This is a genomic window from Micromonospora sp. DT41 (assembly GCF_049841715.1).
GTDB lineage: Bacteria > Actinomycetota > Actinomycetes > Mycobacteriales > Micromonosporaceae > Micromonospora > Micromonospora profundi.
Genome location: NZ_JBNCKU010000007.1, coordinates 298932 through 320271, shown reverse-complemented (window position 1 = coordinate 320271; position 21340 = coordinate 298932). Strand labels below are relative to the sequence as shown.

24 protein-coding genes are annotated in these 21340 nt (G+C 71.0%); 9 read left to right on the top strand and 15 right to left on the bottom strand.

What is annotated here, in order from left to right; genetic code table 11:
* Positions 1 to 98 precede the first annotated feature (98 nt).
* From ACLQ23_RS16420 to ACLQ23_RS16410, 3 genes are all read right to left on the bottom strand, one after another.
* Positions 99 to 1061 carry a zinc-binding dehydrogenase gene (locus ACLQ23_RS16420; protein ID WP_355591065.1) on the bottom strand — a complete coding sequence of 321 codons (963 nt, stop codon included), beginning with the start codon at positions 1059 to 1061 and terminating at the stop codon, positions 99 to 101.
* 88 nt (positions 1062 to 1149) lie between these two features.
* Positions 1150 to 2328, bottom strand: a complete 1179-nt coding sequence (locus tag ACLQ23_RS16415; RefSeq protein WP_355591063.1) for an NAD(P)-dependent malic enzyme — start codon at positions 2326 to 2328, stop codon at positions 1150 to 1152.
* Positions 2329 to 2471: 143 nt separating this feature from the next.
* The gene (locus ACLQ23_RS16410) at positions 2472 to 2822 is read right to left on the bottom strand and encodes a S24/S26 family peptidase (protein WP_355591060.1); all 351 of its coding nucleotides are present in this window, start codon (positions 2820 to 2822) and stop codon (positions 2472 to 2474) included.
* A gap of 84 nt (positions 2823 to 2906) precedes the next feature.
* Here ACLQ23_RS16410 and sodN point away from each other — a divergent pair, with 84 nt between their 5' ends.
* Genes sodN through ACLQ23_RS16395 form a run of 3 tightly spaced genes read left to right on the top strand, consistent with a single transcriptional unit; the run spans position 2907 to position 4269 of the window.
* The gene (gene sodN / locus ACLQ23_RS16405) at positions 2907 to 3311 is read left to right on the top strand and encodes a superoxide dismutase, Ni (RefSeq protein ID WP_053660274.1); all 405 of its coding nucleotides are present in this window, start codon (positions 2907 to 2909) and stop codon (positions 3309 to 3311) included.
* On the top strand, positions 3308 to 3829 hold the full coding sequence (locus ACLQ23_RS16400) for a GNAT family N-acetyltransferase (RefSeq protein WP_355591056.1): 522 nt from the start codon (positions 3308 to 3310) through the stop codon (positions 3827 to 3829). The genes sodN and ACLQ23_RS16400 overlap by 4 nt, the downstream gene beginning before the upstream one ends.
* 32 nt (positions 3830 to 3861) lie before the next feature.
* Positions 3862 to 4269 (top strand): ATP-binding protein, encoded by a 408-nt coding sequence (locus ACLQ23_RS16395; protein ID WP_053660278.1) that lies wholly within the window; start codon positions 3862 to 3864, stop codon positions 4267 to 4269.
* Between the two features lie 21 nt (positions 4270 to 4290).
* Here ACLQ23_RS16395 and ACLQ23_RS16390 read toward each other — a convergent pair whose 3' ends face one another.
* Entirely contained in the window at positions 4291 to 4680 is a 390-nt protein-coding gene (locus ACLQ23_RS16390; protein ID WP_355591053.1) for a hypothetical protein, read from the bottom strand.
* A 43-nt stretch (positions 4681 to 4723) separates the two neighbouring features.
* On the opposite strand from ACLQ23_RS16390, the gene ACLQ23_RS16385 reads away from it, so the two are divergent.
* Complete coding sequence (locus tag ACLQ23_RS16385; protein ID WP_355591050.1) at positions 4724 to 5674, top strand: diacylglycerol/lipid kinase family protein; 951 nt, start codon at positions 4724 to 4726, stop codon at positions 5672 to 5674.
* Positions 5675 to 6121: 447 nt separating this feature from the next.
* On the top strand, positions 6122 to 6379 hold the full coding sequence (locus ACLQ23_RS16380; protein WP_007072794.1) for a WhiB family transcriptional regulator: 258 nt from the start codon (positions 6122 to 6124) through the stop codon (positions 6377 to 6379).
* A 66-nt stretch (positions 6380 to 6445) separates the two neighbouring features.
* Here the strand turns inward: ACLQ23_RS16380 and ACLQ23_RS16375 are convergent, their stop codons facing one another.
* Genes ACLQ23_RS16375 through ACLQ23_RS16360 form a run of 4 tightly spaced genes read right to left on the bottom strand, consistent with a single transcriptional unit; the run spans position 6446 to position 9859 of the window.
* Complete coding sequence (locus ACLQ23_RS16375; protein WP_425734900.1) at positions 6446 to 7198, bottom strand: sirohydrochlorin chelatase; 753 nt, start codon at positions 7196 to 7198, stop codon at positions 6446 to 6448.
* A gap of 32 nt (positions 7199 to 7230) precedes the next feature.
* Positions 7231 to 7992 carry a phosphoadenylyl-sulfate reductase gene (locus ACLQ23_RS16370; RefSeq protein WP_355591047.1) on the bottom strand — a complete coding sequence of 254 codons (762 nt, stop codon included), beginning with the start codon at positions 7990 to 7992 and terminating at the stop codon, positions 7231 to 7233.
* A complete protein-coding gene (locus tag ACLQ23_RS16365; RefSeq protein WP_355591044.1) occupies positions 7989 to 8150 on the bottom strand; it encodes a hypothetical protein in 162 nt (53 codons plus the stop codon). Before ACLQ23_RS16365 ends, ACLQ23_RS16370 begins: the two co-directional genes overlap by 4 nt.
* Positions 8147 to 9859 carry a nitrite/sulfite reductase gene (locus tag ACLQ23_RS16360; protein WP_355591041.1) on the bottom strand — a complete coding sequence of 571 codons (1713 nt, stop codon included), beginning with the start codon at positions 9857 to 9859 and terminating at the stop codon, positions 8147 to 8149. Before ACLQ23_RS16360 ends, ACLQ23_RS16365 begins: the two co-directional genes overlap by 4 nt.
* A 455-nt stretch (positions 9860 to 10314) precedes the next feature.
* Between ACLQ23_RS16360 and ACLQ23_RS16355 the strand changes: the two genes are divergently transcribed.
* Positions 10315 to 11895 carry a glycosyltransferase family 39 protein gene (locus tag ACLQ23_RS16355; RefSeq protein ID WP_425880780.1) on the top strand — a complete coding sequence of 527 codons (1581 nt, stop codon included), beginning with the start codon at positions 10315 to 10317 and terminating at the stop codon, positions 11893 to 11895.
* A 19-nt stretch (positions 11896 to 11914) separates the two neighbouring features.
* Here the strand turns inward: ACLQ23_RS16355 and ACLQ23_RS16350 are convergent, their stop codons facing one another.
* Entirely contained in the window at positions 11915 to 13492 is a 1578-nt protein-coding gene (locus ACLQ23_RS16350; RefSeq protein WP_355591038.1) for a histidine kinase N-terminal domain-containing protein, read from the bottom strand.
* A 24-nt stretch (positions 13493 to 13516) separates the two neighbouring features.
* Positions 13517 to 14548, bottom strand: a complete 1032-nt coding sequence (locus ACLQ23_RS16345; protein ID WP_355591411.1) for an SIS domain-containing protein — start codon at positions 14546 to 14548, stop codon at positions 13517 to 13519.
* A gap of 181 nt (positions 14549 to 14729) precedes the next feature.
* On the opposite strand from ACLQ23_RS16345, the gene ACLQ23_RS16340 reads away from it, so the two are divergent.
* Positions 14730 to 16571 carry a tetratricopeptide repeat protein gene (locus ACLQ23_RS16340; protein WP_355591035.1) on the top strand — a complete coding sequence of 614 codons (1842 nt, stop codon included), beginning with the start codon at positions 14730 to 14732 and terminating at the stop codon, positions 16569 to 16571.
* A 126-nt stretch (positions 16572 to 16697) separates the two neighbouring features.
* Here ACLQ23_RS16340 and ACLQ23_RS16335 read toward each other — a convergent pair whose 3' ends face one another.
* Positions 16698 to 18278: an MDR family MFS transporter gene (locus ACLQ23_RS16335; protein WP_425880779.1), complete on the bottom strand. Its 1581-nt coding sequence runs from the start codon at positions 18276 to 18278 to the stop codon at positions 16698 to 16700.
* Between the two features lie 112 nt (positions 18279 to 18390).
* On the opposite strand from ACLQ23_RS16335, the gene ACLQ23_RS16330 reads away from it, so the two are divergent.
* The gene (locus ACLQ23_RS16330; protein ID WP_425880778.1) at positions 18391 to 18996 is read left to right on the top strand and encodes a TetR/AcrR family transcriptional regulator; all 606 of its coding nucleotides are present in this window, start codon (positions 18391 to 18393) and stop codon (positions 18994 to 18996) included.
* 23 nt (positions 18997 to 19019) lie between these two features.
* Here the strand turns inward: ACLQ23_RS16330 and ACLQ23_RS16325 are convergent, their stop codons facing one another.
* Both ACLQ23_RS16325 and ACLQ23_RS16320 read right to left on the bottom strand, forming a co-directional pair.
* Complete coding sequence (locus ACLQ23_RS16325; protein WP_355591026.1) at positions 19020 to 19529, bottom strand: GNAT family N-acetyltransferase; 510 nt, start codon at positions 19527 to 19529, stop codon at positions 19020 to 19022.
* Positions 19526 to 19741, bottom strand: a complete 216-nt coding sequence (locus ACLQ23_RS16320) for a biotin/lipoyl-binding carrier protein (RefSeq protein ID WP_355591023.1) — start codon at positions 19739 to 19741, stop codon at positions 19526 to 19528. Before ACLQ23_RS16320 ends, ACLQ23_RS16325 begins: the two co-directional genes overlap by 4 nt.
* A gap of 226 nt (positions 19742 to 19967) precedes the next feature.
* Between ACLQ23_RS16320 and ACLQ23_RS16315 the strand changes: the two genes are divergently transcribed.
* The gene (locus tag ACLQ23_RS16315) at positions 19968 to 20042 is read left to right on the top strand and encodes a 50S ribosomal protein bL37 (protein WP_369814844.1); all 75 of its coding nucleotides are present in this window, start codon (positions 19968 to 19970) and stop codon (positions 20040 to 20042) included.
* A 180-nt stretch (positions 20043 to 20222) separates the two neighbouring features.
* Here ACLQ23_RS16315 and rsrA read toward each other — a convergent pair whose 3' ends face one another.
* Both rsrA and ACLQ23_RS16305 read right to left on the bottom strand, forming a co-directional pair.
* A complete protein-coding gene (gene rsrA / locus ACLQ23_RS16310) occupies positions 20223 to 20510 on the bottom strand; it encodes a mycothiol system anti-sigma-R factor (RefSeq protein WP_053660297.1) in 288 nt (95 codons plus the stop codon).
* Between the two features lies 1 nt (position 20511).
* Positions 20512 to 21339, bottom strand: coding sequence for a sigma-70 family RNA polymerase sigma factor (locus ACLQ23_RS16305; RefSeq protein WP_355591016.1), 828 nt, complete (start codon positions 21337 to 21339; stop codon positions 20512 to 20514).
* Position 21340 lies beyond the last annotated feature (1 nt).

Below are 21340 nucleotides of genomic sequence, written 5' to 3'. Positions count from 1 at the left end.
AGTGGCCTCCGGCATCGCCGGAAGCCACTACTTCCACGATGTTGCGCCAGGCCGGGCCACGCCCGACAGCACGCGGACCACGCCGGGACAGCAGCCTGTCAGGCCGTGTGGTCGATGACGATCTTGCCGAAGGCCTCTCCGGAGTGCAGGCGGGCGAAGGCGTCCTCGACCCGGCTGAACGGGACCACGCTGTCCACCACCGGGCGCACCTCGTTCTCGGCGCAGAACGCCAGCAGCTCGTACAGCTCACCGGGGGTGCCCATCGAGGTGCCCAGGATCTCCAGCTGCATGGCGAAGACGCGCCGGAGGTTGATCGACGGCTGGTGCCCGGCGGTCGCGCCGGACACCACGATCCGGGCCGTCGGCGCGGCCGACTTCAGCGAGTGGTCGAAGGTGGCGGCGCCGACCGTCTCGATCACCACGTCGACCCGCTCCGGGAGCCGGGCACCCGGCTCGAAGGCGGTCGCGCCGAGCGCGGTGATCCGCTCCCGCTTGCCGGCGTCGCGGCTGGTCGCGTACACCCGCTTGCCCATTGCGACGGCGAGCGCGACGGCCGCGGTGGCGACGCCACCGCCCGCGCCCTGGACCAGCACGCTGTCCGCGTCCGCGACGCGGCCCTTGGTGGTGAGCATCCGCCACGCGGTCAGCCAGGCCGTGGGCAGGCACGCCGCGTCGGTCGCCGCCAGGCCCTCGGGCAGCGGGATCAGATTCGACCGGGGTACGGCGACCCGCTCCGCGAGCGTCCCGGCGAAGTGCTCGGAGAGGATCGACACGCCGCGCGGGTCACCCGGCGTGACGACCACCGGGTAGACGACGACGTCGTTGCCTTCCGGGTCCGTGGCGACCGCGTCGCAGCCGAGGATCATCGGCAGCTGGGCCTCGGTGAGCCCCACCCCGCGCAGCGACCAGAGGTCATGGTGGTTGAGCGAGCTGGCCCGGACCTGCACTGTCACCCAGTCGTCCTCCGGGTGGGTCGGCTCGGGTCGCTCACCGACGGTGAGCGCGGCGAGGGGATCGGCGTCGTCGAGTCGGGAGGCAAAGGCAGCACGCATGATCGGCACGGTAACAAGCTGAGCGGCCGTTAAGAAGGGCCCTTCCCACGCCCTAGGCGTGAGAAAAGCCCTTCTCCTTTCGACGTGGGTCAGCAGGTCACCGGCGGGCGACACCGTCACGACGGGCCGCCTCGGCGACGGCTTCGGCGACGGCCGGCGCGACGCGCGGGTCCAGTGGCGACGGGACGATCGCGTCGGCGGTCAGCGACTCGGCCACCACGCCGGCGATGGCGTCAGCGGCGGCGACCTTCATCCCCTCGGTGATCCGGGTGGCCCGCGCGTCCAGCGCACCGCGGAACACACCGGGGAAGGCAAGCACGTTGTTGATCTGGTTGGGGTAGTCGCTGCGCCCGGTCGCGACCACCGCGACGTGCCGGGCGGCCACGTCGGGGTGCACCTCCGGCGTCGGGTTGGCCAGCGCGAACACGATCCCGTCGGGTGCCATCCCGGCGACCGCGGCCTCCGGGATCTGGCCGCCGGAGACGCCTATCAACACGTCCGCGCCACGCAGCGCCTCGGTGATGTCGCCGTGCCGGCCGGCGGCGTTCGTGCTCGCCGCCAGCTCGGCCTTGGTGCCGGTCAGCTCGGTGCGGTGCCGGCCGATGATCCCCTTGGAGTCGCAGACGACCACCTGATCGGGGTTGACTCCACCGGCGATCAGCATCTTGGTCACGGCGACGCCTGCGGCGCCCGCGCCGCTCACCGCCACCCGCAGGTCGCCGAGCTTGCGGTCGAGCAGGCTTGCGGCGTTGCGCAGCGCAGCGAGCACCACGATCGCGGTGCCGTGCTGGTCGTCGTGGAAGACCGGGATGTCCAGCGCCTCGTCCAGCCGCCGCTCCACCTCGAAGCAGCGCGGCGCGCTGATGTCCTCAAGGTTGATTCCGCCGAACGACGGTGCCAGCGCCTTCACCACGGCGACGATCTCGTCGACGTCCTGGGTGTCCAGGCAGATCGGCACCGCGTCCACCCCGGCGAACTGCTTGAACAGCACCGCCTTGCCCTCCATCACCGGCAGCGAGGCGCGCGGGCCGATGTTGCCGAGCCCGAGCACCGCCGAACCGTCGGTTACCACTGCCACCGCGTGCGACGCCCACGTGTAGTCGTCGGCCAGCTCGGGGTCGGCCGCGATCGCTTCACAAACCAGGGCGACCCCAGGGGTGTACGCGAGGGAGAGGTCCTCCCGGCTGGTGAGTGGCACCGTCGAGGCGACGGCCATCTTGCCGCCCACGTGCAACTGGAAGACGGGATCGGCGGGGTCCACGGTGGACGAAGGCATGGTGGTGACTCCAGGATCTGGCGAACAGATGGGGCGGCCGGGCCTCGCCGCGAGGTGGGCAGCGAGCGTGGCGCGCGGTGCGGGGGGTCACCCGGGCACTTTCCGAGCATAGTGTCGACACCGCCGCCCGGATGTGAGCAGGGTCATAAACGGTGACGGGACACCCGTCCGGGACGCGGCCAGTAGCGGGCCACCACCCTCCCCCGCACATCGGCCACCCCGTACGCCCGGGAGTCGTCGGTGACAAGGTCGTTGTCGCCGCGCAGCCACCAGCCGCCGTCCTGAGGTCGGACCGCCCGCTTGACGACCAGCAGTTCGGGGCGCGTCCGGAATACCGCGACCACCACGTCACCGGGACGAACAGGGCGGCCTCCCGGGCGGACCAGCACCGCGTCGCCGTGCCGCAGCGTCGGGGCCATGGAGGGCCCGGTCACCAGGACAGCGGTCAGCGGCCACCGCAGCCGGGGAGCTTCCGCTGGTTGATCGGCGCGCACTGGTTTCACCTCCAGCCCGCTCGGGGAGCAATCTCAGGAGTAATGTCGCCTTTGATCATCGCAAACCTGCCATGGAGGATCCCGATGCGACTTTCCCGCATCCTTGCGCCCCGCGTCACCGCGAGCGCTCACTGCGACCTGCCGTGCGGCGTCTACGACCCGGCTCAGGCTCGGATCGAGGCCGAGTCGGTCAAAATGATCTGCGAGAAGTACCAGGCGAACACCGACCCGGAGTTCCGCACCCGGGCGGTCATCATCAAGGAACAGCGCGCCGAGCTGGTCAAGCACCACCTGTGGGTGCTGTGGACGGACTACTTCAAGGCGCCCCACTTCGAGAAGTACCCGAACCTGCACACCCTGTTCAACGAGGCCACCAAGCTCGCTGGCGCCGGTGGCGTCAAGGGCAGCCTGGACCCGGCCACCGCCGACCAGCTGCTCGCGAAGATCGACGAGATCTCGAAGATCTTCTGGGAGACCAAGAAGGCGTGACGTCTCCCGTCATTCCGACGATCCGGCCGGCACGTCCCGAGGACGTGCCGGCCGTCGTCGACATGGTGCACGAGCTGGCGGAGTACGAACGTGCTCCCGACGAGTGCCACCTCACCACCGACCAGCTGACCTCTGCTCTGTTCGGCACGGCCCCCGCGCTCTTCGGCCACGTCGCGGTCGACGAGCAGGACGTACCGGTCGGCTTCGCCCTGTGGTTCCTGAACTTCTCCACCTGGGCCGGGGTGCACGGCATCTACCTTGAGGACCTCTACGTACGACCGGCCGCCAGGGGCACCGGCGCGGGCCGCCTGCTGCTCGCCACCCTTGCCGACATCTGCGTCCAGCGGGGCTACCGGCGGTTGGAGTGGTGGATGATCAACTGGAATCCGGCGGCCGGCTTCTACGCCTCGATCGGCGCCGAACAGATGAGCGAGTGGGTCCCCTACCGCCTCAGTGGCGACGCGCTGAACGACCTGGCCGCGCAAGTGCGAGCCGCCGCGGCGCGCCCGAACCATTGACCGGGTAGAGTCCCCGACCGGGGGGATGAGGCGTGACTCAACTGACCGGCCAGCCAGCGACCGACGACGACGTGGTGCACCTCACCGTGCCCGCCGACGGCGGTTACCTTGGCGTGCTCCGCACCGCCACCGCCGGCCTCGCGGCCCGGTTGCAGTTCGCGCTCGACGAGATCGAAGATCTGCGGATCGCTGTCGACGAGGCGTGCGCCATGCTGCTCGCCATCGCCACCCGGGACGCCGAGTTGGAGTGCCGGTTCTCGGTGACCGACGACGCCCTGACCGTCGAGGTGACAGTGCCGACGGTGCGGGGTGCCACGCTGCCCGGCGAGTCGTCGTTCGCCTGGAAGGTGCTCACCGCCCTCACCACCTCGGCGGCTGCCACGGCCGCCGACGGCCGGGCGACGATCTCGTTGCTCACCCGCCGCTCCAGCGCCCTCTGACCAGCCCACCGCGGGGCCGGGTCACTCGAAGCCGAGGGCCCGCGTTGTCGGAGGGCTGACCAGGAGCCAGGCGACGCCGAGGCCGAGCGCCATCAGCGGCACGCCCAGCCAGCCCAGACCGGCCTGGATCATGAACCACCCGATCGGCAGCAGCATCAGCTGGAGCACGATCGCGGGGGCGCGTGCGCCGGCCCGGCGGCGCAGCAACGCACGGCCCAACGCCCACAGCGCGACTGCCGCGCCGATGGCGAACGCCGTCACCAACAACGCCGACGGGAGGTCGGTGGTGGTGGCGGTGATGTCGGCCCAGACCAGCCACGCGGCGATCAGCCCGACGGCGACCGCCTCCGCCCACAGCAGCCGAACCGCCCAGCGGAGTGTGACGGGAATCGGAGCCGAGTCGATGGTCACGCGCGCCACGATACCTGGGCTACCGGAAGGTACAGTGCCGCCCATGCGGGCCGTCCTGGTGGTCAATCCGAAGGCCACCACTACCAGCGAACGCAGCCGGGACGTGCTTGTCCGAGCGCTGCGCAGCGAAGTCGATCTCAGCGTGCGCTACACCCGCCGTCGCGGGCACGGCATGACGCTGGCGCGGGAGGCCGCCACCGAGGGGGTCGGCCTCGTCGTCACCCTCGGTGGCGACGGCACTGTGAACGAGGTGGTGAACGGCCTGATGGCGGCCGAACCACCAGCGGGTCCGCCGGGCGCCTCGATGGCCGACCGGTTGCCCGCGCTGGCCACCGTTCCGGGTGGCTCGACAAACGTGTTCGCCCGTGCGTTGGGCCTGCCCCGGGAATGGCCGGAGGCGACCAGCATGATCCTCGAAGGGCTGCGCCTGGGCCGGCAGCGGACGGTCGGGCTGGGCCTCGCCGACGACCGCTACTTCACCTTCTGCGCCGGGTTCGGGCTGGACGCCGCCGTGATCCATCGGGTGGAGCAGGCTCGACGGCGGGGCCGCGTCTCCACGCCGGGGCTCTACCTTCGCTCGATCATGAACCAGTATTTCCTCGCCTCGGACCGGCGGCATCCGGCCATCAGCCTGGAGCGCCCCGGTGAGCCGGCGGAGGACGAGCTGGCGACGGTCATCATCCAGAACACCGCCCCGTGGACGTACCTGGGTGATCGGGAGGTCAACCCGAACCCGGACGCGTCGTTCGACCTCGGGCTGGATGTGCTGGCACTGCGTCAGCTCCGTGTGGCTAGCACAACACGGACAGTGACTCAATTCCTGTCCCGGAAGCCGGATCGCACCGGCCGGCAGGTGTTACGACTCCATGACACTGCGGAGTTCACGCTGCTCTCCAGCCGTCCGCAGGCGTTCCAGTTGGACGGCGACTATCTTGGCGAGCGGGAGAAAGTCAGATTCACATCCATTCCCGCCGCACTGAGAGTAATCTACTAGGTCTCGGGTACTGCCCTAGGTCGACGCGGCAACCGCAACCGCGACGGCGGCCACCGCCACACCGAGGGGCAGGTGCCGGAAATGTCAGCAATGTCACGCGGACTGTACTATATTGATCCACGGCTGTGGCACGGCGGGTAACCAGGAAGGTGCTGGAACCCGGACAAATGGGTTGTGGGCTTGCTCACCGCATGGAGTTTTTCCGAGCGTCACCCTTGACATCACGAGCGTTCGTGAAAGTATTCACAAGCGAACTTGAGTTACCGGGACATTGCGCGGATACGCTCGGCTGGCCGAGCTGTTCCAGCAGGTCCCCGGACTAACTGCCTGCTCACGCATTGCCGAATGGTCAGACGCGAACAGTCACCATCGGCATTGCGTATGCATATAGGAAAAGCACCACCAGCAATACATTGCCACCCATCCAGAATGAGGAGTGTTGCCGCCATGGACTGGCGTCACCATGCTGTCTGCCGCGACGAGGACCCGGAGCTGTTCTTCCCGATTGGGACGTCCGGACCGGCTCTCCTGCAGGTCGAGCAGGCCAAGGCCGTCTGCAGGCGCTGCTCCGTGACCGACCAGTGCCTGCAGTGGGCGCTTGAGTCGGGTCAGGACGCCGGCGTCTGGGGCGGGATGAGCGAAGAGGAGCGGCGGGCCGTCAAGCGGCGCGGCGGCCTCCGGGTGCTGCGCGCTCACTCCGCCTGATTCCCAACGACAAAAGCTGTACGCCCCAGCGGGTCCGCCCGCCGGGGCGTACAGCTTTTTGACCCGTCAGACAGTTGGCGAAATGCCACTGTGGTCATCGACCCGTCGCAATACCAACCCGGCCAACTCCGGCGCGTCGGTCAACGGGGTAGCCACCGTCACCGCACCGGCCGCCAGAGCCGCCTCGGCCACCGCGTCGTAGAACAGGCCGGGCGCCAGGAAGTACGCGGCGACCGCCACCCGGCTGGCACCGGCCTCCCGCAACCGCGACACCGCCGCATCTGTCGCCGGTGGGGCCGCCGAGGCGTACGACACACGGCAGGGCACTCCGAAATCCGCGCTGAGCGCGTCCGCCACCCGCCCCACCGAGCCACGCGCCCGTGCGTCCCGGGTGCCTGCGGCGGCCAGCACCAGCGCGTCGAAACGGTCCGGACCGACCTGACCGAGCCGACGGCGCAACCCGGCCAGCAGCAGCGGATCCACAGTCCCGCCCGCAGGGCCGAGCACGTCGGTCACGCGTACCGCGAGGGTGGGCGCCGCCTTCGTCGCGGCGGCGACGGCCGCGGGGATGTCCACCCGGCGGTGGTACGCGGCGGTCAACAGCAGCGGCACCACCACAGCGCGCCGGTGACCTGCCACGGCGAGCGCCCGCAACACCTCTGTCGGACCCGGCTCGGTGTGGTCCAGCCAGCTTGGATGGACCACAAGCCCGGGTCGGGCCGCTGACACCGCCCCGGCCAGCGCCCGGGTTGCCTCGGCAGCTCGTGGATCACGGCTGCCGTGGGCGACAAGCACCACAGGCGGCGCCCCGCCGGCCAGTGGCGCGCCGGTCGGGGTCGCCGAAACGGAGGTCAGACGTGCAGCCCGCACTCGGTCTTCTCGAACATGGCCCACCGGCCAGCCCGTGGGTCCTCACCGGCCTTGGTACGTCGGGTGCACGGCCAGCAGCCGATCGACCCGTACCCCTGCTTGAACAGCTCGTTGACCGGGACGTTGAAGCGGGCGATGTAGGAATCCACATCCGCCTGTGACCAGGCCGCGATCGGGTTGACCTTCACCCTGCCGCGCCGTGAGTCGAAGGTCACGACCGGCGTGTTGGCACGCGTCGGCGACTCGTCCCGGCGCAGGCCGGCGGCCCAGGCGTCGTACCCGGACAGGGCGCGCTCCAGCGGCTCCACCTTGCGCAGCTGGCAGCAGTCGTCCGGTGACTTGTTGAACAGTCGCGGGCCGTACTGACCGTCCTGCTGCCCTACTGTGAGCCGGGGCCGGATCGACCGGACGTTCACCGGGAGCGTCCGGGCCACCTCGTCGCGCACCCGCAGCGTCTCCGGGAAGTGCAGGCCGGTGTCGAGGAAGACCACGTCCACCCCCGGGGCGACCCGGGACACCAGGTGGGCCAGCACGGCGTCCGCCATCGAGCTGGTCACGCAGAACCGGTCGCCGAAGGTCTGCGCCGCCCAACGGGCGATCTCCAGCGCCGGGGCGCCCTCCAACTCCCGACCGGCCTGCTCGGCGAGCGCGCGCAACTCCTCGGGGCTACGACGGGTCGGGTCGGCCGGCGTCGGCCCGCCCGGGCCGACCAGGCCCAGGCCTGCGGCGGAGACGAGGCTCATCGGGACACCGCCCGCGACAGCAGACCGGTGAACTTCACGGCGAAGACCCGGGTGCAGGCGTGGCACTCCCAGGCGCCGTGCCCCGACTCGTGCGGCCGCAGGTCTTCCTCGCCGCAGTACGGGCAGTACAGAGGTGCCGCTCGGTTCTCGCTGCTCACCGCAGTTCCTCCTCGTCGACTCTGATCACCCAGTTGGCGAACGTCTCGCCAGTGCTCCGGCCAGCCAGGTAGCGGCGGGCCAGCCGTTCCACGTACTCCGGAAGCTCGTCGGCGGTGGTCTTCAAGCCCCGCAGCTTGCGACCGAAACCGGCGGTCTGCCCCTGCGCCATGCCCAGGCCGCCGCCCAGGTGCACCTGGAAGCCCTCCACCTGCCGGCCGTCCGGGCCGACAACCAGCTGACCCTTGAGGCCGATGTCGGCCACCTGGGTACGCGCGCACGCGTTCGGGCAGCCGTTGATGTGGATTGAGATGTCCGCGTCGAAGTCCCGCAGCCGCTGCTCCAGCCGGGCCACCAACTCCTCGCCACGGGCCTTCGTCTCGACGATCGCCAACTTGCAGTACTCGATGCCGGTGCACGCCATGGTGCCGCGCCGCCAGGCCGACGGCCGGGCCTCCAGGCCGATCCCCCGCAGCGCGTCGACAAGCGACTCCGTCCGCTCCGACGGCACGTCGAGCACCAGCAGCTTCTGGTACGGGGTGAGGCGCACCCGGTCGCTGCCGTGCGCCTCCACCACGTCGGCCAACTGGCTCAACTGCGCGCCGGAGACCCGCCCGACCACCGGCGCGGCACCCACGTAGTACCGCCCGTCGGACTGCTCGTGCACGCCCACGTGATCGATCGGCTTCGACGGCAGAACGGGCGCCGGACCGTCGAGCAGCGTGCGACCCAGGTACTCCTTCTCCAGCACCTCGCGGAAGCGCTCCACGCCCCAGTCGGCCACCAGGAACTTCAGCCGTGCCCGGTTACGCAGCCGGCGGTAGCCGTAGTCGCGGAAGATCCCCACCACCCCGGCCCACACGTCCGGCACCTCGGCCAGCGGCACCCAGACGCCGAGCCGCTGGGCGAGCATCGGATTTGTGGAGAGCCCTCCACCGACCCAGACGTCGAAGCCCGGGCCGTGCTCGGGGTGGTCGACACCGAGCAAGGCGATGTCGTTCGACTCGTACGGGGTGTCCACCAGCCAGGAGATGGACGTCTTGAACTTGCGGGGCAGGTTGGAGAACTGCTTGTCACCGACGTACCGGGCGACGATCTCGTCGATCGCCGGGGTCGGGTCCAGCACCTCCTCGCGGGCCACGCCGGCGACCGGGCTGCCCAGCACGATCCGGGGGCAGTCGCCGCACGCCTCGGTGGTCTGGAGGCCGACCGACTCCAGTCGACGCCAGATCTCCGGCATGTCCTCGACCCGGATCCAGTGGTACTGGATGTTCTGCCGGTCGGTGATGTCGGCGGTGTCCCGGGCGAACTCCCGGGAGATGTCCGCGATCACCCGCAGCTGCGCCAGGCTGAGCTGCCCGCCGTCGATGCGGACCCGGAGCATGAAGAACTCGTCCTCCAGCTCGTGCGGCTCCAGCACTGCGGTGCGCCCGCCGTCGATGCCGGCCTTGCGCTGCGTGTAGAGACCCCACCAGCGGAACCGGCCACGCAGGTCCTGCGGGTCGATGGAAGCGAAGCCGCGGTGCGCGTAGATGGTTTCGATGCGGGCCCGGACGTTGAGCGGGTCGTCGTCCTTCTTGATGCGCTCGTTGGGGTTGAGCGGCTCGCGGTGGCCGAGCGCCCACTGACCCTCACCCCGGGGCTTGCGCGGCGCCCGGGCCGGGCGTGCCGTCGAATCTCCGGAACGGGCCGGGATGCTGCTGACCGCCATCGCGGCGACCTCCGTTGTCTGCTGTGCCTCGGGCACGCGGGGCGCGACGGCCGGCCCGGCGAGCGGGCGGGACAACGGTGTCTGAGACAGCCGGCGCGGAGCGCGCCCGAGACAGATGGGTCGGGCGTCGTCAGTAGGCCGGACAGATCGCGCTGCGCACGCGGCCGTAATCGACGTGGCGGCGAGCCACGAAGCGGCGGACGACAGCGGCGGTCATGGGCTCATGCTGCCACACCCGATGAGGGCCGGCCAATGTCCACGTGTGGGATCCCACATCACGGACCGAGACGCCTCCACTACCCCGCGATCTTGCACTTACTGCCTCGACATAAGAGGCACTCCACTCATATCGGGGACCGAAAGTGCAAGATCGACGCGAGTTGGTGGGGCGACATCGGCGTGGCGCTGTTGCGGGCTGAGCTTGTGGGGCGGTTGCGCGTGGCAGGCTCGAGGCTGTGGGCGGATTGTCCGAGAAGTCGATCAGGGGCCTACCGGTCTGGTTTCCTCCGGCGCTGCTGACCCTGGCGGTGACACTGACAGGGCTGGGATCGGCGCAGCTCTGGCGCGACGAACTGGCCACCTGGAGCGCCGCCACCCGGTCACCGGGCGAGCTGGCCCGGCTGGCGGGCACCATCGACGCCGCCACCGGCCCGTACTACCTGCTCATGCACGGCTGGGTCACGGTCGCCGGTGACTCCACGGTCGCCCTGCGCCTGCCAGCGGCCCTGGCGATGACCGTCGCCGCCGGGCTGCTCGCCGTGCTCGGCGAGCGGCTGGTCGACCGGCGCACCGGGCTGTTCGCCGGGCTGCTGTTCGCGGTGCTCCCCGGCACCTCCCGCTACGGTCAGGAAGCCCGCCCGTACGCCCTGGCCACCGCGCTCGCGGTGCTCGCGACCCTGCTGCTGGTGACAGCGCTGCGCCGGCCGGGTTGGGCCCGCTGGGTCGGGTACGCCGCAGCGGTGGCCGCGCTCGGGCTCACCCACCTGATAGCGCTCACCCTGCTGGCCGCGCACGCGCTTGTCGTGCTGATCACCTGGTGGAGAGGCCCCGCCGCAGCCGGCATCACGGCACCGGTCGCCGGGCCCGCGCCGGGCGCCAGACGGGCACCGGTCGCCGGGCCCGCGCCGGACGGCGAGGCGGCACCGGCCGGCAGGCACCCCGGGGTGATCGGAGGACCCGGCGGTCGGGACCGGCGACTGTGGCGGTGGGTGGTGGCCCTGGTGCCTGCCGCGCTGGTGGTGACTCCCCTGCTGCTGCGTGCCCGCACGCAACGCTCCCGGCAGCTGAGCTGGGTCTCCCCGGCCCGACTGGACGACCTGAGCGCACTGCCCGGCGGGGTGGCTCAGAGCAGCGTGGTGGGTGGCCTGGTGGTCGGGGTCGCCGCGCTCGGGGCGGCCCGGCTCGGGCGGCGCGCCCTGCTACCGGTGAGCGCGCTGCTCCTGCCCGTCGCGCTGCTCTTCGCCGCTGGCGCGGTCGTACCGCTGTGGGTACCGCGGTACCTGGTCTTCGTGGTGCCCTTCGCCTGCCTGCTGGCCGGCGCGGCACTGGCCGGGGTGTCCGCGCCGGCCGCGCTGGCAGTTGTGGTCCTGGCCGGCCTGCTCGGCCTGCCCGATCAGACCGCGCTGCGGCGCACCCACGAGTGGCCCCGCAGCGCACCGGTGGACTACGCGGGGGCGGCGCGGGTGATCACCGACGGTCAGCGGCCGGGCGACGCGGTGGTCTACTCGCCCCGGGACAGTTGGCTGTTCCTCGACCTGGGCATCGGGTACCACCTCGACGACCCGCCACGCGACGTCCTGGTCACCGAGGACGAGGTCCGCCGCGGCGACCTCTGGGCGGCCGAGTGCGCGCAGCCGGCGCAGTGCCTCGCCGGCACGTCACGGGTCTGGCTGGTCGTCGCCGGGCGTCGTGCCGAGCCCCTGGCCGGCCTACAGGGGCCCAAGGGCGACGCGTTGCGCGCGGACTTCACTGTCGCGCAGGTCTGGCAACGCCCCGGCCTGACCGTCGCACTCCTGACCCGCCGCAGCGCCTCCTGACCGATGACGCCGCTTGGCGTCAGACCTGCGAGCGCCCGTCGGGGGCGCTGCGGGCCAGCGGGACGACAAGCAGCGCCTCGGTGCCTCCGTTCGCGCCGGCCCGAAGCTCGATGGTGCCGCGCAGTTCCCCGGTGACCAGGGCCCGGACGATCTGGAGGCCGAGCCGGCTGGCGCGTTCCGCGTCGAAGTCCGGCGGCAGCCCGCGCCCGTTGTCCGTCACCGACACGTGCAGCATCTTGCGGAACCGGTGCGCCGAGACCACCACCTCCGGCCGGCCGGACGCGTCGTCGACAGTCGACACCCCGACCGAAGCGGCGTCGGTCTCGTCGGTCTCGTCGGCCGGCGGGAAGCCGTGCTCGACGGCGTTGAGCAGCAGTTCGTTGAGGACCATCACCAGTGAGGTGGCGATCTCCGCCGGCAGCACGCCGAAGCTGCCCTGGCGGCGCATGCCGACGCTCACCTCGGTGGCGGCGACCTCGGTGGCCGCGCTTGCCACGCGGTCGACGATGCCGTCGAACTCGACAGCCTCATCGCTGGACATGGAGAGCGTCTCGTGCACCAGCGCGATCGAGGCGACCCGGCGGACCGACTCCTCCAGTGCGACACGTGCCTCCGGCATGGCCACCCGGCGAGCCTGCAACCGCAACAGCGCGGCGACAGTCTGGAGGTTGTTCTTCACCCGGTGGTGGATCTCCCGGATGGTGGCGTCCTTGGTGATCAGCGCCCGGTCCCGACGGCGTACCTCGGTGATGTCCCGGACCAGCACGAGCGCCCCGATCGGCACCCCGGCGGGCATCAGCGGCAGCGCGCGGGTCAGCATCGTGGCCCCGCGCGCGTCGATCTCCCGCCGGGGCGGCGCCTCACCGCGTAACGCGGCCAGGATGCCGTTCGCGGCTTCGGTGCCGTCAAGCGGGTCGCCGGCCAGCCGCCGGTGCAGCACGGCCAGGTCCTCGCCCACCAGGTGGGAGGCGTAGCCCAACCGCCGGTACGCGGACTGGGCGTTCGGGCTGGCGTAGGTCACCTTGCCGCCGGCGTCCAGCCGGACGAGGCCATCACCGACGCGGGGCGCGGAGGTGGTCTCCCCCGGGTGCCGGGGCGGCGGGAAGGTGCCGTCCGCGATCATCTGGGCCAGGTCGTCGGCAGTTGTCAGGTAGTTGAGCTCCAACTGGCTGGGCGTACGCGCGGTGGAGAGGTTGGTGTCCCTGCCCACCACGGCGATCACGTCGCCGGCCTCACCCTCGGCGGTACGCAGCCGGACCGGGATCGCCTCGTGCCGGGCCGGTACGTCGCCGTACCAGACCGGGTCGCCCTCCCGCCAGATCCGACCCTGGGAGTACGCGACCCCCAGATGCGCCACCTCGGGCCCGCCGATGATCCGCCCCACCTGGTCGTCCTGGTACGCGGTGGGGGCGGTCGTCGGACGGACCTGGGCGACGCAGAGGAACGTGCCGTCGGCGTCGACCGGCACCCAGAGCAGCAGGTCGGCGAAGGACAGGTCGGACAGCAACTGCCAGTCACCGGCTATCCGGTGCAGGTGGTCGATGTCGGCCGGTCGGAGATGGGTGTGCTCCTCGGCGAGGTCGCGCAACGTGGACACGTGACCAGCCTGCCACGCCGCGCCTCACATCGTCGCGGTGACCTTCTTCAACCCGCGCGGCGCGTCCGGATCCTCGCCCCGGGCCAGCGCCAACGCCAACGCCAACCGCTGCAACGGCAGGATGTCCAGCAGCGGCGCGTACCGCTCGTCGACCTCGGGGACGGCGAGTCGGGTGGCCCCCGGCACGTCGGCGGAGCCGACCACCACGACGTCCGCGCGGCGCTCACCGAGGCGGGGCAGCACCTCACCCATCGACCGGCCGCCGGGGCCGGACCCGACCACGGCAAGCACCGGGACCTCCGGGTCGGTCATGGCGAGCGGGCCGTGCAGCAGGTCGGCGCCGGAGAACGCCAGCGCCGGCAGGTACGAGGTCTCCATCAGCTTCAGCGCGGCCTCGCGGGCGGTCGGGTACGCGTACCCGCGGCCGGTGGTGACCAGTTGCTGCGCGAACCGGTAGCGCGGTGCGAGCTGGGCCGGGGTGTCGTCGGCGAGGGTCCGGGCGGCCAGTTCGGGCAGCGCGGCGAGCGCCTCCCGTTCGGCGGCCGGGAGCACGCCGTCGCCGGCCCGGATGCCCTCCACGAGCATGAGCAGGGCGAGCAGCTCGGCTGTGTACGTCTTGGTGGCGGCGACCGCCCGCTCGTGCCCGGCGGCGATGTCGATGCTCAGCTCGGCCGTCTCGGTCAGCGGCGAACCGGGGGCGTTCGTCACCGCGAGGGTGAGCGCACCGGAGGCGCGTGCGGCGCGCAACACCTCGCTCAGGTCGGGTGAGCCGCCGCTCTGGCTGACGCCGACGACGAGCGCGTCGGACAGGTCGGGACGGGCGCCGAACAGTGTGACGACGCTCGGCGACGCGAGCCCGGCGGGCAGGCCGAGCCGGATCTCGGTCAGGTACGCCCCGTAGAGGGCCGCGTGGTCGGAGGTGCCCCGGGCGGTGAAGACCACGTGTCGTGGGCGCCGCTCGGCGACCACTGCCGCGACCCTGGCGATCGCCTCGGCGTTGACGGTGGAGAGCAGCCGCTCGTAGCCGTCCGGCTGCTCGTCGATGTCGGCGGTCATCCCGGCCCCTGCACGTGTCACGAACACTCCCCTCCTGCGCGATTGCCGCGCGCTTCCTGCTCAGTCTTGCACGTTTCCTTTGGTCCGAGCAATTGAACGAGCATCAGTGCGCAGGCGATCACCTAAACCCCTCAATATCAACTACGCTGTGCGGGCTGTTTCGCTGCGACGAGAGGACGACGTGCCAGAGGGAAGGGACGACCCCGCGCTTTCCGCGACGGAGGAGCTGGCCCTGGCCCGGCTGGCACTTGACGAGGGCGACCTACGCCACGCCGCCGACCACCTGGCCAGCGCGCTGGCGCGGGCACCCACACTGCCGGAGGTGCACGAGACGCTGGCCCGGCTGGCCGCGGCCGACGGCGGCGGGCTCGACCTCTTTCCGATCACCCACCACACCTTCGTCGGCTCCGTCGTGGCCCGGGCCCACCTGCTGGCCGCCGCCGGCCGCCCCGCGGAAGGGCTGGAACTGCTCGCCGCCGCCACCGGCCACGCACCCGGGGCACAGTGGGCCGGCGTGCCCTGGGTGACCGCGTCGGAACTGGTCGAGCGGCTGGACCCGGAGCACATCGCCCGGGTCCTCATGCAGGTCTGCGCCGCGCTGCCCGACCCGGTGCCCCGCGCCGGCCGGAACGCACTGAGCCCGTACCTCACGCTGGCCCGCAACGCCGCCACCGTCCACCCCGAGCACGGCCTTCTGCTGGGCGCGGCGTCCGCGCTGGCCCGGCGGCTCGGCGAGGTCCCGCTGGCGATCCGCTGGGCCAGCCGAGGGGTACGGTTCCAGCCGTCGAAGATGGGCGAGGTCTGGCTCGGGTACGCGTACCGCAGCGCGGGCCGGACCCGTGAAGCCCTCGCCGCCCTCTACCGGGCCGTCGAGCGGGACCCCGACGACCTGGCCATCTACGCCGACATCGCGGGCACCCTGGCCGACACCGGCCGGCTCGACGAGGCGCTGGAATGGACCGAGCGGGCGCTGGCCCGCGACCCGTCGTTCGACTGCGCCGTGCACACCGCCCACCGCCTGCGGCACCTGCGCGACGGCGACCTGTCCCACCTCGTCGCGCTCGCCGACTTCATCCGTGACCACCCGGACGACAGTCACGAGCACGGCGACCTTGCCCAGTGCTGCCGGGGCCGGCCCTGGCTCGGGCAGTTGACGCCGGCCGGCGGGCCGCTTGTCGACGCGCTGCGCCAGGCGGTCGCCGACGACGACAACGGTCTCGGCAGCGCCGTACGCCTCACGGCGGTAGCCCCGCCGAGCGCCCTGCGTACGGCCACGTCGGTGGCGCCCGGGCTGCGGATCGAGGTGACGGGCACACCGGAGCCGGACCCGCGCGAGCCCCGGCGGGCGTCCGCCCAGCGGCTGTGGAACTTCGCGGAGAACGTGCCGACGCCCGCCCTGCCGGCGCCCTCGGCGGCGGCGGTCGAGCGCATCGGTCAGGTGGCCCATCCGGCCTGGCCGCACCCGCCGGCCGCCTACGACGCCGCGGTGGGCCTGGCCGGGCTCGACGTGGTCGACCTGCTCGGACTGCTTGTGCACCCGCCGGCGGCACCGGCCAACGCGCTGGGCCGGTTGCTGGCCGCCCAGGACCCGTCGATCTGGGTACGCGGTGTGCAGGTGTGGGCCTGCCTGGGACTGCTGCACCACCGCACCGACGAGCCGTGGGAGGAGTCGACAAGGCGCCGGGTGCTGCTGGACCTCGTCTGGGGCGTGGAGGACTGGGTCACCGAGGCCGCGATGTTCGCCCTGGTCACGGCCGCGTGGGTGGATCCCGACGTACGGCCGGACGTGGCAGCGGTGGTGGCTGAGCGGCTGGCCGACGTGGCAGCCGTGACACAGGCCCGGCCGGTGCCGATAGCGGTCTCACTTGCCCACCTGGCGCTGGCCGCCCCGGAGTTGGACGCCGAAACGGCGTCGCTGGCAACCAGACTGATAGGCGACCTGGCCACCCCGCAACTCCCGCGCCCCCGCAACCCGCTACGCCGCCTCTGGCAACGCCTGGTAACCCACCGCCGCCGCCGCTAGCGCCCCGCGCCCGCCCCTTCCCCTCGCGATCTTGCACTTACGGTCGCCGACTTGCCGGAATTGCAGGCATTTGTCGCGACACCAAGTGCAAGATCGCGGGGGCGTGGGGTGGGGTGGGGCGGGGGGTTACGCGACTGGGGCTTTGCCGAGGGCTGCCTCGGCTTCTTCCTCTGGGGTTGCCTGGGGCGGGGTCTCGTTGGCGGTGCGCAGCGGGATCTCCTTGATGAACCAGGCGAGCACCGGAATCACGACGGTGAACAGCACCGCCCAGAGGAACACGTGTGAGATCGCGTCGGCGAGGCCGCCGAGCACCACCTCGCGCGCCTGGGCGGGCAACTCCCTGAGCTTCGCGATGTCCATACCGCCGCCGGCCTCACCACCGAAGGCCGCGCCCGCGCCGGAGTCGGCGAGCCGACTGGCGAAGATCGCGCCGAACAGCGAGATGCCGAACGAGCCGCCGATCGACCGGAAGAAGGTGGCCGCGCCGCTGGCCGCGCCGAGGTCCTTCTGCTCCACGCTGTTCTGCGCGATGAGCATGGAGGTCTGCATGAGGAAGCCCATGCCGGCGCCCAGCACGACCATGTACAGCGAGGACTGCAATTTGCTGGTGTCGGTGTCGAGCATTGCCAACAGCCCCATGCCAGTGGCCATCACCACCCCACCGATGATCGGGTACGCCCGATACCTGCCGGTCTTCGTGATGGCCCGCCCGACGACAAGCGAGACGACGAGCATGCCGAACATCAGTGGTAGCAGCAGCAGACCGCTGTTCGTCGCGGAGGCGCCCTGCACGGTCTGCTGGTAGAGCGGCAGGAAGTTCATCGCGCCGAACATCGCGAACCCCAGCAGGAAACCGATGAGCGAGATCAGTGCGAAGTTGCGGTTGGCGAAGAGCGCCAGCGGGAGGATCGGCTCCGGCACCCGGCGCTCGACCAGGCCGAACGCCACGAGCGCCACGAGCCCCAGCGCGGCCAGGCCGAGGATCTGCGGTGAGGCCCAGTCGTACTCGTTGCCGCCCCAGGTGGTGATCAGCACGATCGAGGTGATGCCGACCGAGAGCAGCCCGGCGCCGAACCAGTCGATCCGGTGCTCGGTGCGGTACTTCGGCAGGTGCATCGTGGTGATCAGCACAACCAGCGCCACGCCGCCCAGCGGCAGGTTGACGTAGAACGCCCAGCGCCAGGAGAGGTGGTCGGTGATGAAACCGCCGACAAGCGGGCCGGCGACCATGGCGATTGCCATGATGCCCGCGATCATGCCCTGGTAGCGCCCACGCTCGCGGGGCGGAACCAGGTCACCGATGATCGCCATCACGCCGACCATGAGGCCACCGGCGCCGAGGCCCTGCACGGCCCGGAAGGCGATGAGCTGCACCATGCCGTCCTGCGGGCCGCCCAGCATCGCGGAGCCGGCCATGCCGCAGAGCGCCGAGCCGAACAGGAAGATGCCGACCGAGGTCAGGAAGACCGACTTGCGCCCGTACAGGTCACCGAGCTTTCCCCAGATCGGGGTCGAGACGGTGGTGCCCAGGACGTACGCGGTGACGACCCAGGTGAAGTGGTTGAGGCCGCCGAACTCGCCGACGATCCTCGGGAGCGCGGTGCTGACGATCATGTTGTCGAGCATCGCGAGCATCATCGCGATCATCAGCCCGAACAAGACGACCCGGACGTTGGGTCGTGCGCTGGCCTCGGTCCCCTGGCTCATCGGTAAGCTCCCCCGAAGTGCTCGCCTAACTTACTTGCCGACCGGTCAGTCAGCTTACTAGCCGGACGGTAAGTTGGGCGGCAACCCGGGTCAAGTGATTTGGAGGGACATGGTGAGGGAGAGCACAGGCGGCACCCGGGAACGGATCAAGGCCGTCGCGCTGGAGCTCTTCACCGAGCAGGGTTACGAGAAGACGTCCCTGCGCGAGATCGCCGAACGCCTCAACGTCACGAAGGCCGCGCTCTACTACCACTTCAAGAGCAAGGACGACATCGTCGCCAGCTTCGTGGAGGACCGGCTGGAGCGGATGGACGCCCTGATCACCTGGGCTGACTCGCAGCCCGCGACCCTCGACACCCGGCGCGTGCTGATCTCCCGGTACGCCGACACGATGTTCAACGGCGAACAACCATCGGTGATGCGCTTCTTCGAGCAGAACCAGACAGTGCTCAAGAGCCTCGCCGCCGGCCAGCAGATGCGCGACCGGATGATGCGCCTGGCCTACGCCCTCTGCCGGGGCGACGACTCCCCCACCGCCCAACTGCGCGCGACGCTGTCGCTGTTCGCTGTGCACAGCAGTTGGTTCGCGGTACGTACGCCGGGCATCACCGACGACGAGCGCCGACGGATCGCCCTGGAAGTCGCGGACGAACTGCTGGCCAGCATCGGTGAACAACCCGACCAGGGCGAGGCCCCGGCAGGCGACCCGCAGCACTGAACCGCCCGGCCGAGCGGGGCGGGTCAGCTGCGGTTGAGATCGAGGCGCAGGCCGAGCAGGTCGACGCCGGCCACCGGCGACCAGTCCTTCTCGGGCACCCGGACGAAGCCCAGCCGCTCGTAGAGGCGATGCGCCGGGACGGCCATCCCGGCGCGTACGCAGATCAGGACCGCAGTGCAGCCCAGCTCGGTCGCGCGGTCGACGCACGCCTGAGCCAGCGCCGCACCGACACCACGGCCCTGGGCGGCCGGGTCGACCGCGAGCATGCGGAATTCCGCCTCACCCGGCCCGGACAACTCGGCGAAGCGGGTCCCCGGAAGCACGAACGTCACCGAACCGAGCACCGCACCTGTCGCCTCGTCCACAGCGACCAGCACCTCGCCGTCGGCCGCCCGCGTCGACACGTCGGCAAGCACCTCGCCGTACCCGTGCTCGCCCTTGAGCTGCCCGTCCGCCTCGTACGCGGCCACTGTCAGTCGGGCCACCGCCGGGAAGTCGGACGCCTCGGCGGGGCGGACCCGCAGGCCGGTCAACCGATCACCGCGATGAGGTCGCCGTCCTGCACGACGTCGCCCTCGTTGACGGCGAGCTGCTGGACCACACCGTCGGACTCGGCGATGACCGGGATCTCCATCTTCATCGACTCGAGGATCACCAGGGTGTCGCCCTCGGCCACCGTGTCGCCCGTCGACGCGACGACCTTCCAGACGTTCGCCACCATCTCGGCGCGGATCTCGTCGGCCATGTCCCGGCCCTCCCTTTTCGCGATGTGCCTGCCGACGTATCCAATCACGCGAGGGTCGGGCGTGGGTGAGTAGCGGGCGGCCCGCATGCCGGGACAGCCCCGGGGGAAGGTCCCGGTGGTCGACCGCACTACCATCAGCGGGTCGGACCCGACGCCGGGTGGCCGGTGGGTGCACCGGCTCGAGGCCGCGCGCGACACGGATCCGACCCATCACGAGGAGGTCAGCATGGCGAAGAAGTCCCGCAAGAAGAAGGCCCGCAAGAAGAGCGCCGCCAACCACGGCAAGCGTCCCAACTCCTGAACGTGCCGACGGGCCGACTGCCCGTCGACGGTCAGACCAACCTGGCGGACGCCGGGTATGCCGGTGGCCCGGGTCGATATCGACCCGGGCCACCGCTTTACGTTCGATCCGGTACGCCGACGGCTGGCCGGCCAATCCGGCAGAGCCGACGCGCTGTCGGCCGTCCGGCAGGGCCGACGGTCAGTCGGCCAGCTCGCGGGAGTCGGTGGTCTCGAAGACCACCAGCTCGGTGAGCTTCACGCGCAGCCGCTCCCGCAACTGGTCCGGGGCGGTCTCGTTGCCGCAGCACCGAGCCACCAGCGCCCGCACCTCCTGCTCCAGGCCGTACTCGCGCAGGCATGGCCCGCACTCGTCGAGGTGGTGCCGGATCAGCAGGCGTCGCTCGTCGGCGCATTCCAGATCCAGGTAGAGGTAGACCTCCGCGAGCACCTCACGGCAGTCCGTCTCGTGTGGCTTCCCACAGCTCACGTCACACCTCCCGGCCGGCAGCGGCGGCGGTCGAGCCCTTCGCGGACCGGGCCGAACTGAAGCCCCGCTCCGCGGCGTACTGCTCGAGCAGCTTGCGCAGATTACGACGGCCCCGGTGCAGACGCGACATCACTGTGCCGATCGGCGTGCCCATGATGTCGGCGACCTCCTTGTACGAGAAGCCCTCGACGTCGGTCAGGTAGACAGCCAGGCGGAACTCCTCCGGCAACTGCTGGAGGGCCTCCTTGACGTCGCTGTCCGGCAGCCGGTCCAGTGCCTCGGTCTCGGCTGAGCGCAGACCGCTGGACGTGTGCGACTCGGCCTCGGCGAGCTGCCAGTCGGTGATCTCCTCCGTGGGCGCCTGGATCGGTTGGCGCTGCCGCTTGCGGTAGGAGTTGATGTAGGTGTTGGTCAGGATCCGGTAGAGCCAGGCCTTCAGGTTGGTGCCCTGCTCGAACTGGTGGAAGGCCGCGTACGCCTTCAGGTATGTCTCCTGGACCAGGTCTTCGGCATCCGCCGGGTTGCGCGTCATGCGCAGCCCGGCAGCGTAGAGCTGATCGACGAAAGGCATCGCGTCCCGTTCGAACCGGGCCCTGCGCTCGTCCGTCTTCTCGGTGGTCAACCGCACATCCCCTCGCGTCGGATGCTTTCCCGCCGAGGATACGCGCACGGACGTGCCCACAGATTCACTTCCGGCTTGTGTGCCCGTACTCACCGCCCCCACACCGCCCGGCCCCACGGTCGCGGGCCAGGCCGGAGCATCCAGCAGCCGCTTGAGCTGCTTGGCGTCCCGCTCGTCCCGTTCCAGGCTTCGTGTCTCGGTCGGCACC

Coding starts and splice junctions, on each gene's coding strand:
- ACLQ23_RS16415 (WP_355591063.1), bottom strand. CDS start 2,328: ATGCCTTCGTCCACCGTGGACCCCGCCGATCCCGTCTTCCAGTTGCAC.
- sodN (WP_053660274.1), top strand. CDS start 2,907: ATGCGACTTTCCCGCATCCTTGCGCCCCGCGTCACCGCGAGCGCTCAC.
- ACLQ23_RS16380 (WP_007072794.1), top strand. CDS start 6,122: ATGGACTGGCGTCACCATGCTGTCTGCCGCGACGAGGACCCGGAGCTG.
- ACLQ23_RS16360 (WP_355591041.1), bottom strand. CDS start 9,859: ATGGCGGTCAGCAGCATCCCGGCCCGTTCCGGAGATTCGACGGCACGC.
- ACLQ23_RS16385 (WP_355591050.1), top strand. CDS start 4,724: ATGCGGGCCGTCCTGGTGGTCAATCCGAAGGCCACCACTACCAGCGAA.
- ACLQ23_RS16335 (WP_425880779.1), bottom strand. CDS start 18,278: ATGAGCCAGGGGACCGAGGCCAGCGCACGACCCAACGTCCGGGTCGTC.
- ACLQ23_RS16370 (WP_355591047.1), bottom strand. CDS start 7,992: ATGAGCCTCGTCTCCGCCGCAGGCCTGGGCCTGGTCGGCCCGGGCGGG.
- ACLQ23_RS16320 (WP_355591023.1), bottom strand. CDS start 19,741: ATGGCCGACGAGATCCGCGCCGAGATGGTGGCGAACGTCTGGAAGGTC.
- ACLQ23_RS16345 (WP_355591411.1), bottom strand. CDS start 14,548: ATGACCGCCGACATCGACGAGCAGCCGGACGGCTACGAGCGGCTGCTC.